Annotated in this window: 14 protein-coding genes; 5 read left to right on the forward strand and 9 right to left on the reverse strand. The window is 59.3% G+C overall.

The features are described from left to right. The first annotated feature begins 155 nt into the window (after positions 1-155). Together algB and KGB03_RS13355 are read left to right on the forward strand one after the other, a co-directional pair. Positions 156-1,502: a sigma-54-dependent response regulator transcription factor AlgB gene (algB, locus tag KGB03_RS13350; protein ID WP_223527249.1), complete on the forward strand. Its 1,347-nt coding sequence runs from the start codon at positions 156-158 to the stop codon at positions 1,500-1,502. A 10-nt stretch (positions 1,503-1,512) separates the two neighbouring features. Next, a complete protein-coding gene (locus KGB03_RS13355) occupies positions 1,513-3,303 on the forward strand; it encodes an ATP-binding protein (protein ID WP_223527250.1) in 1,791 nt (596 codons plus the stop codon). Positions 3,304-3,315: 12 nt separating this feature from the next. Here the strand turns inward: KGB03_RS13355 and KGB03_RS13360 are convergent, their stop codons facing one another. From KGB03_RS13360 to KGB03_RS13390, 7 genes are all read right to left on the reverse strand, one after another. Continuing rightward, entirely contained in the window at positions 3,316-4,929 is a 1,614-nt protein-coding gene (locus tag KGB03_RS13360; protein ID WP_218538490.1) for an EAL domain-containing protein, read from the reverse strand. 73 nt (positions 4,930-5,002) lie between these two features. Continuing rightward, complete coding sequence (locus KGB03_RS13365; protein ID WP_218538491.1) at positions 5,003-5,785, reverse strand: N-acetylmuramoyl-L-alanine amidase; 783 nt, start codon at positions 5,783-5,785, stop codon at positions 5,003-5,005. Positions 5,786-5,888: 103 nt separating this feature from the next. Continuing rightward, positions 5,889-7,967 carry a GGDEF domain-containing protein gene (locus tag KGB03_RS13370; protein WP_218538492.1) on the reverse strand — a complete coding sequence of 693 codons (2,079 nt, stop codon included), beginning with the start codon at positions 7,965-7,967 and terminating at the stop codon, positions 5,889-5,891. After that, on the reverse strand, positions 7,964-8,842 hold the full coding sequence (locus tag KGB03_RS13375) for an endonuclease/exonuclease/phosphatase family protein (RefSeq protein ID WP_111448137.1): 879 nt from the start codon (positions 8,840-8,842) through the stop codon (positions 7,964-7,966). Before KGB03_RS13375 ends, KGB03_RS13370 begins: the two co-directional genes overlap by 4 nt. A gap of 14 nt (positions 8,843-8,856) precedes the next feature. Next, the gene (locus KGB03_RS13380; RefSeq protein ID WP_192408699.1) at positions 8,857-9,498 is read right to left on the reverse strand and encodes a thiol:disulfide interchange protein DsbA/DsbL; all 642 of its coding nucleotides are present in this window, start codon (positions 9,496-9,498) and stop codon (positions 8,857-8,859) included. A gap of 200 nt (positions 9,499-9,698) precedes the next feature. Further along, positions 9,699-10,310, reverse strand: a complete 612-nt coding sequence (locus tag KGB03_RS13385) for a c-type cytochrome (protein ID WP_008156009.1) — start codon at positions 10,308-10,310, stop codon at positions 9,699-9,701. A gap of 46 nt (positions 10,311-10,356) precedes the next feature. After that, a complete protein-coding gene (locus tag KGB03_RS13390; RefSeq protein ID WP_008156007.1) occupies positions 10,357-10,647 on the reverse strand; it encodes a c-type cytochrome in 291 nt (96 codons plus the stop codon). A 191-nt stretch (positions 10,648-10,838) separates the two neighbouring features. On the opposite strand from KGB03_RS13390, the gene yihA reads away from it, so the two are divergent. Then, entirely contained in the window at positions 10,839-11,480 is a 642-nt protein-coding gene (gene yihA, locus KGB03_RS13395; protein WP_046044882.1) for a ribosome biogenesis GTP-binding protein YihA/YsxC, read from the forward strand. A 300-nt stretch (positions 11,481-11,780) separates the two neighbouring features. Here the strand turns inward: yihA and polA are convergent, their stop codons facing one another. Beyond that, a complete protein-coding gene (gene polA / locus KGB03_RS13400) occupies positions 11,781-14,552 on the reverse strand; it encodes a DNA polymerase I (protein ID WP_223527251.1) in 2,772 nt (923 codons plus the stop codon). Positions 14,553-14,626: 74 nt separating this feature from the next. Here polA and KGB03_RS13405 point away from each other — a divergent pair, with 74 nt between their 5' ends. Further along, positions 14,627-14,917, forward strand: coding sequence for a DUF2782 domain-containing protein (locus KGB03_RS13405; RefSeq protein WP_111448133.1), 291 nt, complete (start codon positions 14,627-14,629; stop codon positions 14,915-14,917). A 58-nt stretch (positions 14,918-14,975) separates the two neighbouring features. After that, positions 14,976-15,926, forward strand: coding sequence for a homoserine kinase (locus KGB03_RS13410; RefSeq protein WP_192408695.1), 951 nt, complete (start codon positions 14,976-14,978; stop codon positions 15,924-15,926). Positions 15,927-16,017: 91 nt separating this feature from the next. Here KGB03_RS13410 and KGB03_RS13415 read toward each other — a convergent pair whose 3' ends face one another. Beyond that, positions 16,018-16,938: a zinc ABC transporter substrate-binding protein gene (locus KGB03_RS13415; RefSeq protein WP_223527252.1), complete on the reverse strand. Its 921-nt coding sequence runs from the start codon at positions 16,936-16,938 to the stop codon at positions 16,018-16,020. Between the last annotated feature and the right edge of the window lie 39 nt (positions 16,939-16,977).

A 16,977-nucleotide genomic window follows, 5' to 3' on the forward strand; every position in this document is an offset into this window, starting at 1 on the left:
CCGGCTATCTGATAAAAAAACAACAAAATCAGGCGATTAGCCGTAGGGTGAGGGGAGAGCTACGCTGCTGTGGCTGAAATCGACCAGAATCAACCATGCAACTTGCCCGATTATTCTGGGACTAACCAAGATCATTCATTAAGGAGCGTAGGAAAATGGAGTCAGCCTCTGAGCATCAAGGCCGCATTCTGCTGGTGGACGATGAGTCAGCCATCCTGCGTACTTTCCGTTATTGCCTCGAAGATGAAGGCTACAGCGTCGCTACCGCCAACAGCGCCGCTCAGGCTGATGCACTGCTTCAGCGTCAAGTGTTCGACCTGTGTTTCCTCGATCTGCGTCTGGGGGAAGACAACGGCCTTGATGTGCTGGCCCAAATGCGCATTCAGGCGCCCTGGATGAGGGTGGTGATCGTCACCGCTCACTCGGCCGTGGACACGGCGGTCGATGCCATTCAGGCCGGGGCCGCCGACTATCTGGTCAAGCCTTGCAGTCCCGACCAATTGCGCCTGGCCACCGCCAAGCAGCTGGAAGTGCGGCAACTGTCGGCACGCCTGGAAGCCCTTGAAGGCGAAGTGCGCAAACCCAAGGATGGCCTGGACTCTCACAGCCCGGCGATGAAAGTCGTGCTCGAAACCGCCCGCCAGGTGGCCAGCACCGATGCCAATATTTTGATTCTCGGCGAGTCTGGCACCGGTAAAGGCGAGCTGTCCCAGGCCATTCACGGCTGGAGCAAGCGCTCGAAGAAATCCTGCATCACGATCAACTGCCCGTCCCTGACCGCCGAACTCATGGAAAGCGAGCTCTTCGGCCACAGCCGTGGCGCGTTCACCGGGGCCAGCGAAAGTACTCTGGGCCGAGTCAATCAGGCTGACGGTGGGACGCTGTTTCTTGACGAGATCGGCGATTTTCCGTTGGTTTTGCAGCCTAAACTGCTGCGTTTCATCCAGGATAAAGAATACGAACGGGTGGGTGACCCGGTCACCCGCCGCGCCGATGTGCGCATCCTCGCGGCCACAAACCAGAACCTTGAAGACATGGTCCGCGACGGCCGTTTCCGTGAAGATTTGCTCTACCGCCTGAACGTCATCACCTTGCACCTGCCGCCACTGCGCGAGCGCAGGGAGGATATTCTGACCCTGGCCGATCGCTTTCTGGCCCGTTTCGTCAAGGAATACGCGCGTCCGGCTCGGGGCTTCAGCGACGAAGCCCGTGAAGCGCTGCTCGGCTATCGCTGGCCGGGGAACATTCGCGAACTGCGCAACGTTGTGGAGCGGGCAAGCATCATTTGTCCACAGGAACGGGTCGAGATCAGTCACTTGGGCATGGCTGAAACCCCGGTCAACAACGCGCCTCGCATCGGCGCTGCGCTGAGCCTGGATGAATTGGAAAAAGCCCACATCGGAGCGGTCCTCGCCACGGCAGATACCCTGGACCAGGCCGCCAAGACCCTGGGTATCGATGCCTCGACGTTGTACCGAAAACGCAAGCAGTACAACTTGTGAGCTGTCTCCGATGAGACTGGCGATGAAATTGCGCACACGGCTGTTTCTGAGTATTTCGGCACTGATCACTGTGGCGCTGCTTGGGCTGTTGCTCGGGCTGGTCAGCGTGATGCAGATGGCGAGTTCTCAGGAAGAGCTGATTCGCAGTAATTTCGTCACGCTCGACGTGGGGCTGAAATTGCGTCAGACCTTGGGCGATCAGCTGATGATCATGCTCAGCGAGAAGCCGGATCCTGCAGCGTTCGAGGCGTCCAAGCAGCATTATTTCCAGTTGCTTGACGACGGCATTGTCCATGTCCAGGGTGGTGATGAGCGCCAATTCGGTTTTGAACAAGCCAAGACTGACTACCTGAGCTTTCTGCAGGTGTACGACCTGTCACGTGACTCGACGCAGGTGTTGAGTGGCAACAAAGAACTCACCGAAAAATTCAATGCGCTGCGCAATGGTTTGCTCGTCGAGCAACAGCGAGCGCTGGACAACATCAATGCCACCGAACAGCAGGCTCGGGAGAGGGCGCTGCTGATTGCCGGCCTGCTCGGGCTGGTGGGGCTGGCGGTGCTGATCATCGGCTTCGTCACCGCCCACGCTATCGCTCAACGTTTTGGTGCGCCGATCGAGGCTCTGGCCCAAGCGGCGGACAACATCGGCCAAGGCAATTTCGAAGTGACGCTACCGATTTCCTCGGCCGTGGAAATGAACCTGCTGACCAAGCGCTTCGGGATCATGGCCGAGGCCCTGCGTGAGCATCAGGCCACCAATGTCGATGAACTGCTCGCAGGCCAGCAGCGGTTGCAGGCCGTGCTCGACAGCATCGACGATGGGTTGCTGATGATCGACCACGATGGCCGTTTGGAACACCTCAACCCGGTTGCGCAACGTCAGTTGGGTTGGGACAGTGAACGTCTCGGTCAAGGTCTGGGTACGGCGCTTGAGCGCCCCGAACTCGATGATCAGCTGCAACTGGTGCTGCGCGGCGGCACCCTGGAGCGGGCGCCTGAGGACCTGAGTATCGAGGTCGACGGTGAGTCGCGGTTGCTGACCTTCAGTCTGACGCCGGTCAGCCATACGCAGGGGCATATTCTGGGCGCCGTGATGGTGCTGCATGACGTCACCGAACAGCGGGCGTTTGAGCGGGTGCGCAGCGAGTTCGTGCTGCGCGCCTCCCATGAATTGCGAACGCCGGTGACCGGGATGCACATGGCGTTCGGCCTGTTTCGCGAGCGCGCGCACTTTGCCAAGGACTCGCGTGAAGCTGATCTGCTGGACACCGTGAATGAAGAGATGCAGCGCTTGATGCAGTTGATCAACGACCTGCTGAACTTCTCTCGCTACCAGAACGGATTGCAGAAACTCACGTTGGCGCCGTGCTCCATCGAGGATTTGCTGGACCAGGCCCAGGCGCGTTTTGCCGGCCCGGCAGAAGAGCAGGGCATCGACCTGCTCGTGGAAGTGCAAGGGCCATTGCCGCGATTGCAGGCCGATCAGCCGCAGCTGGACCGGGTGCTCGATAACCTGATCGACAACGCGTTGCGCCACACCGCTGCCGGCGGGCAAATACGTTTGCAGGCTCGACGCCATGGGGAGCGGGTGATTATCAGCGTCGAAGACAACGGCGAAGGCATTGCCTATGGTCAGCAGGGGCGGATTTTCGAACCCTTTGTACAGGTGGGTCGCAAGAAGGGCGGTGCCGGCCTCGGTCTGGCACTGTGCAAGGAAATCGTGCAGTTGCACGGCGGACGGATGGGTGTTTATTCGCGACCGGGGCAGGGTACTCAGTTCTATATGGCGTTGTCGGTTTAAGCCGCAGCCGCTTCAGGCATCGTCATCAAGACGTCGGCCGGCCATTCGGCGGCCACGGGTAATCAGCTCAATGAACTGCACTGCACTCAACGCATGGGCGAACAGCCAACCCTGACCGAACTTCACGCCTTCGCTGCTCAGAAGCGCTGCCTGGGATTCAAGTTCGATGCCCTCGGCGATCACCTTGAGTTGCAGGGCCTGGGCCATGTGAATGATGTGCGGGGCGACACCGCTACTCGCAGCGTCATGACCCAGCGCATCGATAAACGCCTTGTCGATTTTCAGGCAATCGACTGGCAGGGTTTGCAGATAGGCGAGGCTGCAATAGCCGGTGCCAAAGTCATCAATCAACACTTGATGCCCGACATCCCGCAAGGCTTGCAGGTTTTCCCGGGCGACCACGACATCGATCAATCCCCGCTCGGTAACCTCAAAGGCAATTTGCGTTGCCGCGACGCGGTGCAAGGTCAGCAGGCGCGCCATTACCTGACCGATACGCGGCACCATGACGTCGCAGGCCGCCAGGTTGACCGAGATGTACAGTTGCGGATTGGCCCGCAACAAATGACCCAGCTGCTCAAGCAGGCGTTGCAGGACGAAGTCGGTCATCTGACGGATCTGACCGGTGTTCTCCGCCATCGGAATAAACAGGTCGGGGCTGGTCAGGGTACCGTCCGGTCTTCGCCAGCGCAGCAAGGCTTCTGCCCCGACACAGTTGCGGCTGTCGAGGTCGAAGATCGGTTGATACAGCACCTGCAATTCGCCTCGTCGTATGGCGCCACTCAGTTCGGCGTCCAGCGACTGTCGCTGGCGCACCAGCAGAAGTACCAGAAAACCCACGCATAAGGCGAGTGCCAGGCTGGCCGGCAGCAACCACCACCAGACGGCGGGCACATGCATGCCGGTGCGCGGGCTGATCAGCACCAATTGGTATTCTGGATTGTTGGTGGGCATGCGGTAAATCAGGCGGGAATGCGTCACTTGTAGCGCGTCGAGGCTTCTCGGGGGCCAGGGTTCGGTGGGGGGCCAGGCCTGCGAGACGCCCAGCACCGGAATCGCGCGCGTACCGTGGTCGAGCACCACCAGCAGGCTGCTGCCCGGTGGCAGGTCGACCATGTCGGTCAAGTGCCCGCGAGACGTCGCGACACGAAAATTGCCGCGTCCGAGCATCAGCGCGGCGCGGTTTTCATCGGGTTCGGTGGTGGTGTTCAGCCAGTAACTGTAGGTCGGCCCCTTGATGTCTGGCGGTCTTATCATCGACAGCCCTTCCTGGCGGGGGCGGTTGGAACAGATCCGCGAGGCGTCCATATAAGCGGCTTCGTAAACGAAGCGGTAATTGAAGCTGACCTGTTGCAAGGTCGCGATCATTTCGTCATCGCAGCCGCGTAACGGCTGGGCTTCCAGGTCGTCGAGGCTTTCACGCAACTGCCCGAACAGCTGCTCCAGACGAGCAAGGAAGCGCTCGCCCTGGGCATTCATCTCTTCGCTTTCGCTTTGCTCGACTTGATGCATGGCCACGAACAGGCTGCCGGCCATCAGGAGTGTCGCGCTCAAGGCAGCAGCCAGCATCGCCAAAAACCAAGGGCGAAAGAACCAACTACGTAGTGTCTCTCGAGCAGCAGTCATAGGGAATATCCGAAGTATTACCAATGAGTTATAGCTGCTGATTTGAAAAAAAGCCCTGACCGTCGGGCGGGCGTCATTTTTTTGTCTGGTTCAAGACTTGTAGAAGCGCCGCGGTTTGCGCATCCGGTGTGCCATCGAAACGTGACGGGCGGAAATGCATCTGGAAGGCCGCAATCACATGACGTGTTGCAACATCCAGTTCGCCGGTTTGCGGCGTGGGATAACCCGCGCGGGCCAGCTGTGCCTGAAACCAGCTGATGGTGGGCACTTGGACTTCGAACTGTGCTTGCTGGCGCGTTACGACCTGCTCATTCGGCCAGACTCCCAGGCCTTCGGCAGCCAGACGCTTCCATGGGAACAGCGGCCCAGGATCAAGCTTACGTAGCGGGGCGATATCGCTATGGCCGATGATGCTGTGGGGATTGATGGCGTAACGCTTGCTGATGTCCTTGAGCAGGGCGATCAGGGACTGGACCTGGTCTTCGCTGTAGGGGTACCAGAGGCGCCCGGCAGGGGTGTCTTTAAAACCCGGATTGACGATTTCGATGCCAATGGAGCTGGAGTTCAACCAGGTCCGGCCTTGCCATTCGCTTTCCCCGGCGTGCCAGGCTCGGAGGTTTTCATCCATCAGCTTGTAGATGGTGGCGCCCTTGTCGTCGCCAATCAGATAGTGGCTGCTGACTTCGCCGTGGGTCAGCAGTTGCAGCGAGCGCTCCAGTGACGCGGAGGTGTAATGCACCACCACGAACTGAATGCGGCTGTCGTAATTGGCTGAAGGGTGACTTGTGTCGAAGCGGGGGCCGCTGGCACAACCGGCCAACAGAATCAGCGACACGATGAGAGCTGGATATTTCATGGCAGAAGGCAATACACGCAAGACAGTAATGCAACAGTGTAACGTACTGCCTTGCGCGTAGACGGCCAACGCGAAGTTTTAAACAAAATGGAACAATTAACCGTCAGCCCAGTGCCACTTGATTACGGCCGGCATGTTTCGCACGATATAGCGCCTGATCGGCTCTTTTCAGCACCAGATCGCTATGTTCGCCGGGTTTGAATGCAGTCAGGCCCATGGAAATGGTGATGGTGACCGGCTCACCCTTGAAGTGGAAAGGGCAGGCTTCGATCGAGGCGCGGAGCTTTTCCAGGAGTTTCGCACCAGCCGTTGGCACTGTGTCTGGCATCAACAGGACAAACTCCTCACCGCCGAACCGGGCAATGAAATCCGTCCCGCGCAGGCGCTTGCGTAGTACGTTGGCGATGATTTTCAGTACTTTGTCGCCCGCCAGGTGACCATAGTTATCGTTAATGCGTTTGAAATGGTCGAGGTCGAGCATGGCCAGCAACAGGGTGTTGCCGTGTTGCTGCCATTGGCTGATTTCGTGATCCAGCCGTTCGCTCCAGGCTGCCCGGTTAGGCAGGCCGGTCAGCGGGTCGATCAAGGCTTTCTGGCGCTGCTCTTCAAGATGCTCGCGGTAGCCCAGGGCTTCCTGCTCCATGTGCGCAACGCGTTCGGCCAGACTGTGAAGGCGGGCGGCGACTTCCTGCTCGCGCTCGTCACGCTGCTTCTGATGCTGGTCCATGGTGCCGAGCAGGCCTTCCAGATGGTTTTCCAGGACGTGCTTGAGATCGTCCAGGTCGGCGGCTTCCTGCATGCTGCTCTGCAAGCCGTCGACCTGCTCGCGGATCTGCGTGTCCATCTCGCGTGCGGCGGAACGGTTGTCGGCATGGCCTTCGCTGGCGGCTTGCAAGTTGCTTTGGAACGACTCGAGGCGTTCGTTCAGCTGTTGCAAGTAGGCTTCGAATTCATGCTGACCACTGTCGGTGATTGCCAGCATCAAGGTTGCCAGATCGTCGAGGATTGGCAGCAGTTCGTACCAATTCAACCCGTTTTGCAGGCGATCACGCATCGCTTCGGCTTGCGGACGATGACGCTCGGGCAGCGTCAGGTCGTCGAGCAGGCCCAGTAGCGTGTCTTCGATATGCTTGGCCACTGAGCTGTAGGACGGCTCGGGTGAGTCCGGCAGGGCGTAGAGAACATCCGGCTCGGATTGATCAGTGTCTACGGCGGCCAACGCCTCGGCCATGGCCGGGGGCAACGGCAGGCTGTCGAGATAGGCTGCCGGGGTCAGTTCGTCGGGATTGATTGCCGGTTGAGCGTGTATTTCTGGCTCGATGATTGATGGAGCGGGTGCTTCTGGATGTTCTATGTCTGGTTGCGGTTGCGCCTCTGAAGTCTGGGCGTGTGCTCGCTCGGGCTCGAGTACCGGCGGGACAAACGTTACAACTGCAGGAGAGGGCGCTGCTGCGAGCGGCGCCTCGATTGTCAGTGGCTCGGATGCAGTAGCGGACGCGGCTAATTGTGCGACCGCCACTTGTGGCTTATCGAGCTCTGGCGCGAGACCGACAGAGACCTGTGGTTTCTCGGCATGAGGCACAGCAACCGCTTCGGCTAGCTGCGGGGCGGGCGTCAGGAAGGTGCCGGAGGCAACCTGTAATGCCGCTTCATCCGCTTCACGGCTACCGAACAGTCGCTGCAGCAAACCAGGGCGGCCGGGTTCTGCCGGGTTTTCAAGCTGATTCAGGGCTTTGCCTTGCAGGCCGCTCAGTTCGCTGAGCAGCAACGGAATTTCGCGCGCCTGCCCGACCCTTGCATCCAGTTGCTTGGCGAAGTTTTTCAGCGGCCGGCTTACCTCGCGGGGCAGCGGTAATGTTTGCAGCTGCGAGACCAGCGCGGTCAATGCAGCGCTGGTCTGATTAACCCGGGTTTCCCGACGTTGTTCGGAGTCGAGTACGGCTTTTTCCAGCCGCGGAAGCAGGGCGGCCAGGCCGGCGTCCATGTCGTCGGTGCGCACGACTTCACGCATTTCCTTCATGCATTGGTCAACGACGCGGTCGGTGCCCTCGGCTGCCAGCGTGCTACGTACCAGGCCACGACGCAGCAGGTCGAGTCGGGCGTCCCATCGACGTTCGAGTTTTTCCTGTTGTTCGATGCTTTTGAGGTATTTCTCTTTCCAGCGCTGTGCTTCGTCGCTCATTCATGGGATCCGCGAGGGGCAGGACTCAACGCGGGCAATGCATCGGCCGTGAGCGAACCCGGCAGACGAATCTCTACCGCGACCGGCAGGTGATCGGAAATGGGTTGTGCCAGCACCTCGACCTTTTCAAGGGTCAGGGTGGGGCTCAGCAGAATATGGTCCAGACAGCGCTGCGGGCGCCAGCTGGGGAACGTGGCTTCCAGTTGCGGCGCAAGCAGGCCGAGGTCACGCAGCGGGGAATTTTGCAGCAAGTCACTGGCATGGGTATTCATGTCGCCCATCAGCACCTGGTGCTTATAGCCGCCGATCAACTCGCGGATGTAAGCCAGTTGCATGCTGCGAGCGCGAGCGCCCAGCGCCAGGTGCATCATGACCACCACCAGCGCCTCAGGCCCTTCGCCAAAGCGTACCAGAATCGCCCCGCGACCCTTGGGCCCCGGTAGTGGATGATCTTCAATCGCCCACGGGCGCAGGCGGCTGAGCACACCATTGCTGTGCTGGCCGAGGCGTCCGAGATTGCGATTGAGTTGTTGATACCAGTAGGGGAATGCACCGAGCTGGGCCAGGTGTTCGACCTGGTTGACGTAGCCTGATCGCAGGCTGCCGCCATCGGCTTCCTGCAAGGCGACCAGATCGAAGTCGCCCAGCAGATTGCCGATCTTTTGCAGATTGTCGGCACGCCCGGTGTGCGGCAACAGATGTTGCCAGCCCCGGGTCAGGTAGTGGTGATAGCGCTCGGTACTGATGCCGACCTGGATATTGAAACTGAGCAGACGCAGACGACTGTCTGTGGGCAGGCCAGTCGATTCCAGATGATGTTCGTTGACCCGCGGAGCATGCAGGCCAACGACGCGTTCAGTGCCCCAGCGGCGCATGGCAGTCGCTGCGCTTAGTTGGCAGCAGCCTTGTTAGCCGCTCGCTCTTTTTCGATCAGCTTGTCGGCCAGTTGCAATGCTTGCTCGGCGCCGCCGGCGGAGCCCACGTCGAAGCGATACTTGCCGTTGACGATCATGGTCGGAACTCCGGAGATTTCGTACTTTTTGGCCAGTTCAGTGGCCTTGACGATCTGGCCCTTGATGGCAAAGGAGTCGAAGGTGGCCAGGAACTTGTCCTTGTCTACGCCCTGAGTGGCCAGGAAATCGGCCATTTCATTCTTGTCGACCAGCTTCTTGTGTTCTTTCTGAATGGCGTTGAACACCGCAGCGTGAACCTTGTTTTCGACGCCCATGGCTTCAAGGGTCAGGAACATCTGGCCGTGTGCGTTCCACGGGCCGCCGAACATGGCCGGAATGCGGACGAAGTTCACGTCGGAAGGCAGTTTCTCAACCCATGGATTGATCACGGGTTCGAAAGCGTAGCAGTGCGGGCAGCCGTACCAGAACAGCTCCACCACTTCGATCTTGCCAGGCACGGCCACCGGGACGGGATTGGTCAGTTCGACATAAGGCGCTGCGGGTGCTTCAGCAGCTTGGGCGGTCATGCCGAACAGGCTGGCAGCGACGAGTGCGGCGCTGATGATCAGATTACGCATGCTTTACTCCTGGACAATTTTGGTCGCCTCGCGCGACCTGTTTTCAGACAGGTACTGGCGGGCTTGAGTTCTGTAGTGTAACGGCAGCGGCCACAAAAAAGGGCGGCCAAAGCCACCCTTTTTATGCTTGCATCGACAGATTAATCGAGCGTTAACGTTGCAGGAGGTGTACTCCTCGCGCAACGCCCGATTCGCCGGTCTTAGTGCAGACCTTGAATGTAGCTGGACACCGCTGCGATATCTTCGTCGCTCAGCTTTTTGGAAATGCTCTGCATCGGCTTGGTATCGCCATCGTTGGTGCGGCCGGCCTCTTCCTTGCGGAAGTCAGTCAGTTGCTTGGCGATGTATTGAGCGTGTTGGCCGCCCAGGTGCGGGAAGCCGGCAGCTGCGTTGCCTGCGCCATTCGGCGAGTGGCAGCCGGTGCAGGCTGGCAGGCCCTTGGCCAGGTCGCCGCCGCGGAACAGTGCTTCACCGCGAGAAACGACTTTCGGGTCGGCGGCACCGACGCTGCCTTTCTGGCTGGCGAAGTAGGCGGCGATATCGGCCAGGTCCTGATCGCTCAGGTTGGTCAGCAGGCCGGTCATTTCCAGTACCGTGCGTTTGCCGGACTTGATGTCGTGTAGCTGCTTGTTCAGATAACGCTCGCCCTGGCCTGCCAGTTTCGGAAAGTTAGGCGCCATACTGTTGCCATCCGGGCCATGACAGGCGCCACATACTGCGGCTTTCGCCTGACCAGCAGTCGCATCACCTGCAGCATGGGCAATGCCGGAGATCCCCACGGTCAACAGCAGACTCACGATCAATTTGTTCATCAGCTAATCCAACTACGGCTAAGGGTTAAAGAGTTATGGACCGGGATCACTCGCTCATCCACTGGATGATTGCTTGGTAATCCTCGGCACTGCAGTCCATGCACAAACCACGCGGCGGCATCGCCTTGAAACCCTGGGTCACGTGTTGCACCAGCGTCTCCATACCTTTCGCCAACCTCGGCGTCCAAGCTTCCTGATCGCCCTTTTTGGGCGCCATGGGTAGTTGGCCGGAATGACAGGCACCACAAACACGGTTGTACACAGCTTCCGGATCCTGTGTAGCCTGAGCGCTATAAAGCGGCATCAAGACACCGGCAGCTAGCAGCCATTTCGTCATAAAACGACCTTTTCAGGGTTGAGAGCGTTCTGCGTTCTAGTGCGCAATCAAGGTCAATCGCTCTCGTGAACTTCATCCTACGCTGGGACAAAGCGCACACAAAATCTGCGGCATTATATACTGGCGTCACTGAAACGGAAACGACACTGCTCGCCGCGTCCATTCCCGGCGCCGCCCACATCGGAAATCCCATGCAACTCAAGAACCCCATCCTCGGCCTGTGCCAACAGTCCACCTTCATGCTCAGCGCTGCCAAAGTCGATCAATGTCCCGACGACGAAGGCTTTGAAGTGGCCTTCGCCGGGCGTTCCAACGCCGGCAAGTCCAGTGCGCTGAACACCCTGACGCACGCTAGCCTCGCGCGGACCTCGAAAACTCCGGGTCGCACGCAGCTCTTGAACTTCTTCAAGCTAGACGATGATCGTCGTCTGGTCGACCTGCCGGGGTACGGTTACGCGAAAGTGCCTATCCCGTTGAAGCTGCACTGGCAGCGTCACCTGGAAGCTTATCTGGGTGGTCGTGAGAGTTTGAAGGGGCTGATTTTGATGATGGACATCCGTCATCCAATGACGGACTTCGACCTGCTGATGCTTGACTGGGCTGTCGCCAGCGGCATGCCGATGCACATTTTGCTGACCAAAGCCGACAAGCTGACCTACGGCGCGGCGAAAAACGTCCTGCTCAAGGTTCAGGCAGACATCCGCAAGGGTTGGGGAGATGCGATCAGCATCCAGCTGTTCTCGGCGCCAAAACGCATGGGCCTGGAAGACGCCTACACTGTACTGGCGGGTTGGATGGAACTGGCGGACAAGGGCGCCGAGCTCGCGGAGTAAGCTCGTTTACAAAACCGCGGGCAAAAAAAACCCCGGACTTCTTATGGGGAGGGGGAAGTTCCGGGGTTCAAGTTCCGGACCGCTAGGGCGGGGTCCAGATATCTGCCAACACTTAACACAACATTAGGAGCATCGAAGGGCTTCACCACCCATTCAGTAACTCTGAGTGGCGATTCAGGAAATTAGTTCAGAATTTTTTAAAAAGCCTTTGGAATAGGCCATCGAATTTTCCAAACTAAGCGCCCTTCGATCTTTCTGCCGCGGCACTATGCCGCAGCAGAAAACACCTTTTCAGACGGTTCAGTGAGCCTCATCCCAGTTATTGCCTACACCAACCTCTACCAATAGCGGCACATCAAGCTTCGCTGCGTCGCTCATGTGCACGCGAATTTCATCGCGGACCTGATCGACCAAATCCTCACGCACTTCCAGAACCAATTCATCGTGCACCTGCAGGATGACTTTGGCGTCGAGGCCTGATGCTGTCAGCCAGCTATCCACGGCAATCATGGCTTTCTTGATGATGTCCGCCGCAGTGCCTTGCATTGGGGCGTTGATCGCTGTGCGTTCGGCACCTTTGCGCAGGGCCGGGTTTTTCGCGTTGATTTCCGGCAGGTACAAGCGACGACCGAAGATGGTTTCGACGAAACCTTGTTCGGCAGCCTGGGCACGGGTGCGCTCCATGTACTCGAGTACGCCTGGGTAGCGGGCGAAGTAACGGTCGATGTAGGCCTGGGATTGCTTGCGATCAACACCAATCTGCTTGGCCAGGCCAAACGCGCTCATACCGTAGATCAAACCGAAGTTGATCGCCTTGGCGCTGCGCCGTTGGTCGGTGGTGACGTCTGCCAGTTCAACCCCGAAGACTTCCGCCGCGGTGGCTTTGTGTACGTCCAGATCGTTGCGGAACGCGTGCAGCAAACCTTCGTCCTTGGCCAGGTGAGCCATGATTCGCAGTTCGATTTGCGAATAGTCCGCTGCCAGCAGCTTGTAGCCTTTGGGTGCGACGAACGCCTGACGAATCCGACGCCCTTCAGCGGTGCGGATTGGAATGTTCTGCAGGTTCGGATCACTGGACGACAAGCGCCCGGTTGCCGCGACGGCCTGATGGTAAGAGGTATGAATCCGCCCGGTGCGCGGGTTGATCTGCTCTGGCAGGCGATCGGTGTAGGTGCTTTTCAGCTTGCTCATCGAGCGGTACTGCATCAGCACTTTGGGCAACGGGAAATCCTGTTCGGCCAGTTCCGCCAGCACGGCTTCGGCAGTGGACGCCTGGCCCTTGGCGGTTTTGCTGAGGATTGGCAGGCCGAGCTTTTCGTACAGGATCACGCCCAATTGCTTCGGCGAGCCAAGGTTGAATTCTTCCCCGGCAATGGCGAACGCCTCACGCTCGAGGGCGACCATTTTCTCGCCCAGCTCGACGCTCTGAATGCCTAGCAGGTTGGCATCGACCAGCGCGCCTTGGCGTTCGATCCGTGCCAGCACCGGCACTAACGGCATTTCGATTTCGCTCAGGACCTTGCTCAGGCTTGGGATGGCGTTGAGTTTTTCCTGCAGGGTTTGATGCAGGCGCAGCGTTACGTCGGCGTCTTCGGCGGCGTAAGGCCCGGCCAGTTCCAGGGAGATTTGGTCAAATGTCAGCTGTTTGGCGCCTTTGCCAGCGATGTCCTGAAAACTGGTAGTGGTGTGATTCAGGTACTTGAGCGCCAGGCTGTCCATGTCGTGACGGGTCGCGGTGGAGTCCAGCACGTAGGATTCGAGCATCGTGTCGAAAGCGACGCCTTGCACGGTGATGCCGCAGCTCTGATCGCCACCGATGGCACAGTTGGCCAGAATGTTCATGTCGAACTTGGCGTGCTGACCGACCTTGAGTTTGCTCGGGTCTTCCAGGATCGGCTTCAGCGCGCGCAGCACGGTGTCGCGATCGAGCTGGTCCGGTACGCCCATGTAGGAATGGGTCAGCGGGATGTAGGCCGCTTCGTTGGCTTGTACCGCAAAAGACAGGCCCACCAGTTGCGCCTGCTGCGCATCGATGCCGGTTGTTTCGGTATCGAAGGCAATCAGCGTGGCATCGTTGAGCTTCTTCAGCCACAGGTCGAAATCAGCCTGGGTAAGGATCGTTGTGTATTTGAGTTCAGTATCAACGGCCGCTTCTTCAGCCACCGGAGCGACGACTTCCTGGCCGGAACGCTTGGCGTCGCGCTGGTTCTCTTCGAACCAGCTCTTGAACTCCAGCAGGGTATAGAGCTCGGCGAGTTTGTCGTGATCCGGCTTGCCCATTTGCAGGTCGTCGAGGCCGATATCCAGCGGCACGTCGATCTTGATGGTTGCCAATTGATAGGAGAGAAACGCCATCTCCTTGTGTTCTTCGAGCTTGGCCGGCAGGGTTTTGGCCCCGCGAATCGGCAGGGTCGGGACGATGTCGAGCTGCGCATAGAGCTCGGTCAGGCCGCCGTTCACGCCGACCAACAGGCCGGAAGCGGTCTTCGGGCCAATGCCCGGAACGCCCGGAATGTTGTCGGAAGAATCGCCCATGAGTGCCAGGTAATCGATGATCTGCTCGGGAGCGACTCCGAATTTCTCCTTCACGCCCTCCACGTCCAGCGCGCTACCGGTCATGGTATTGACCAAGGTAATGTGGCCGTCGACCAGCTGCGCCATGTCCTTGTCGCCGGTGGAGATCACCACGGGGCGGTCGGCTGCCGCACTGCTGCGGGCCAGGGTGCCGATCACGTCATCGGCTTCGACGCCTTCGACGCACAGGAGCGGGAAGCCTAGGGCTATCACGCTCTGGTGCAGCGGCTCGATCTGAACACGCATGTCGTCGGGCATGCTCGGGCGGTTGGCTTTGTACTGGGCAAACATTTCGTCCCGGAATGTCCCGCCCTTGGCGTCGAACACCACGGCGAACGGACTTTCCGGATACTGCTTGCGCAGACTCTTGAGCATGTTCAATACGCCCTTTACCGCACCGGTCGGCAGTCCTTTGGACGTGGTCAGTGGTGGGAGGGCGTGAAAGGCGCGGTACAGGTAAGAAGAACCGTCCACCAGGACGAGGGGGGCTTGGCTCATGAGCAGGATCAACCTTTTCGGCGGGTCCGGCGCTAGAATAGCGGGACCGTTGACGACAAAGGGACAAGGTTATCATGCGCACACTAAATCGCCTGTTGCTGGCTGGGTTGTTTGCATCCGTTCCACTGGCCGTCATGGCGGCGGATGATGCTCCGACATCTGAGCCGCAAGTCACTATCCGCACGGAAGGGGATAAAACCATTCAGGAGTACCGCCAAAACGGTTTCCTGTACGCGATCAAGGTCACGCCCAAGGTCGGACCGCCGTATTTTCTGGTGCGCGCGGACGGGACCGATGCAAACTACATCCGTTCGGATCAGCCGGATATGCTGATTCCGTCGTGGAAGATCTTTGAGTGGAAGTAGTTTCTTAATTTCAATCGGCGCTGGCTCAAGCAGCGGCGCCCGTACTGGCAGTTCAAACATGTCTGTGTTCACCCCGCTGGCTCGGCCCGAGCTGGAAACCTTTCTCGCCCCTTACGGGCTCGGCCGCCTGCTTGATTTCCAGGGGATTGCCGCCGGTAGCGAAAACACCAATTTCTTCATCAGCCTGGAGCAGGGCGAATTTGTCCTGACCCTGGTTGAGCGTGGTCCGGTTCAGGAGATGCCGTTCTTCATCGAACTGCTCGACGTGCTGCATGACGCCGACCTGCCCGTGCCTTATGCCTTGCGCACCACCGATGGCGTCGCCTTGCGCGAACTGGCCGGCAAACCTGCGCTGTTGCAGCCACGTCTGGCCGGCAAGCACATCAAGGAAGCCAATGCGCAGCATTGCGCTCAGGTGGGCGAGTTGCTCGGCCATCTGCACCTTGCGACCCAGGCCAACATGATCAAGCGCAAGACCGATCGCGGTCTGGATTGGATGCTGGAAGAGGGCACGCAGTTGCTGTCGCACCTCAATGCCGAGCAAAGCGATCTGCTGCAGCGGGCGCTGGACGAAATCACACAGCAGAAGACAAAAATTCTGGCGCTGCCGCGAGCCAATATCCACGCCGACCTGTTCCGCGATAACGCGATGTTCGAAGGCACTCACCTGACCGGGTTGATCGACTTCTATAACGCGTGTTCGGGGCCGATGCTCTACGACGTGGCGATCGCCTTGAACGACTGGTGTTCGGACGAGAGCGGGTTGATCGACGGGCCACGGGCGAGGGCGTTGCTCGGTGCTTATGCAACGCTGCGACCGTTCACGGCAGCCGAGGCGGAGTTGTGGCCGACCATGCTGCGGGTGGCGTGTGTGCGATTCTGGTTGTCGCGGTTGATCGCCGCCGAGTCGTTTGCCGGGCAGGACGTGCTGATTCACGATCCGATGGAGTTTCAGCAGCGTCTGGCGCAGCGGCAGAAGGTCAGCACGCCGCTGCCGTTCGCCCTCTAAAAGCTTCGCGAGCAAGCCCGCTCCCACAGGATTTATGCGGTCCATGTGGGAGCGGGCTTGCTCGCGAATGGGGGCGCCACAAATGTTCGGGTTACAACGACTCCAGACACCCCGCCAAATCATTCCCCAACTTCTCCAGCACCTGCTCATACCCCTGAGCGGTCGCCGGCGTGTACCCGCCCAGCGCGTCCAGTTCCGCCAGCTTCACCGGCAGACCCGCCACCAGGGTTTCCGCCAGGCGCGGACGCAGAGGCGGTTCGCTGAACACGCAGGTTTTGCCGACTTCCTGCAAGCGGGTGCGCATTGCCGCGACGTGCTGGGCGCCGGGCTGGACCTCGGCGGCCACGCTGAATACGCCGGCGTGCTTGAGGCCGTAGGCGTCTTCAAAGTAGTCGAAGGCCTCGTGGAATACGAAGTACGGTTTGCCCGCGATGCCGGCCAGGCGCGCCTTCAAGCGAAGATCCAGCGCATCCAGACGCTCATCGAACGCCTTGAGGTTGCTCTGATAACGCGCGGCATTGGCCGGATCGGCTGCACTCAAGTCAGCCGCCATTTTTGTGGCGATGACGCGGGCGTTGACCGGCGAAAGCCACAAGTGCGCGTCCAGACTGCCTGGGCGGTGATCGTGATCATGTTCGTCGGCTTCTTCGGCGTGGGAGTGGCTATCTTCGGCGAAGTGTCGCAGTTTCAGGCCCGGTAAATCCTGCACGGCGACACTGGGCAGCGTACGACCATTCAGCACGCGGGGCAGGAAACCTTCCATGCTCGGACCGATCCAGTAAACCAGATCCACCGATTGCACCTTCCGTACGTCGGATGGGCGCAAGGCATAGTTATGAGGCGAGGCGCCGGGCGGCAGCAAGACTTCCGGAATCGCCACGCCGTCCTGCACTGCCGCGGCGATCAGCTGTAGAGGCTTGATACTGGTGAGAACTTTGACTTCGGCGTGAGCTGAACCGATCAGCAGAAAACTTGCGACAAATGCGACAAAGATAGAAAAAAGTCGGGACACGATGACCACTCGAAGAGGCGAGAACGGGTAACATAATAA

This window comes from Pseudomonas sp. BF-B-26 (assembly GCF_019956495.1).
GTDB lineage: Bacteria > Pseudomonadota > Gammaproteobacteria > Pseudomonadales > Pseudomonadaceae > Aquipseudomonas.

Excerpts from the sequence above, each read along its gene's own strand:
- KGB03_RS13385 (WP_008156009.1), bottom strand. The coding sequence starts at position 10,310 with ATGAACAAATTGATCGTGAGTCTGCTGTTGACCGTGGGGATCTCCGGC.
- KGB03_RS13360 (WP_218538490.1), bottom strand. The coding sequence starts at position 4,929 with ATGACTGCTGCTCGAGAGACACTACGTAGTTGGTTCTTTCGCCCTTGG.
- polA (WP_223527251.1), bottom strand. The coding sequence starts at position 14,552 with ATGAGCCAAGCCCCCCTCGTCCTGGTGGACGGTTCTTCTTACCTGTAC.
- yihA (WP_046044882.1), top strand. The coding sequence starts at position 10,839 with ATGCAACTCAAGAACCCCATCCTCGGCCTGTGCCAACAGTCCACCTTC.
- KGB03_RS13405 (WP_111448133.1), top strand. The coding sequence starts at position 14,627 with ATGCGCACACTAAATCGCCTGTTGCTGGCTGGGTTGTTTGCATCCGTT.
- KGB03_RS13370 (WP_218538492.1), bottom strand. The coding sequence starts at position 7,967 with ATGAGCGACGAAGCACAGCGCTGGAAAGAGAAATACCTCAAAAGCATC.
- KGB03_RS13380 (WP_192408699.1), bottom strand. The coding sequence starts at position 9,498 with ATGCGTAATCTGATCATCAGCGCCGCACTCGTCGCTGCCAGCCTGTTC.
- KGB03_RS13375 (WP_111448137.1), bottom strand. The coding sequence starts at position 8,842 with ATGCGCCGCTGGGGCACTGAACGCGTCGTTGGCCTGCATGCTCCGCGG.
- KGB03_RS13365 (WP_218538491.1), bottom strand. The coding sequence starts at position 5,785 with ATGAAATATCCAGCTCTCATCGTGTCGCTGATTCTGTTGGCCGGTTGT.
- algB (WP_223527249.1), top strand. The coding sequence starts at position 156 with ATGGAGTCAGCCTCTGAGCATCAAGGCCGCATTCTGCTGGTGGACGAT.
- KGB03_RS13355 (WP_223527250.1), top strand. The coding sequence starts at position 1,513 with ATGAGACTGGCGATGAAATTGCGCACACGGCTGTTTCTGAGTATTTCG.
- KGB03_RS13390 (WP_008156007.1), bottom strand. The coding sequence starts at position 10,647 with ATGACGAAATGGCTGCTAGCTGCCGGTGTCTTGATGCCGCTTTATAGC.
- KGB03_RS13410 (WP_192408695.1), top strand. The coding sequence starts at position 14,976 with ATGTCTGTGTTCACCCCGCTGGCTCGGCCCGAGCTGGAAACCTTTCTC.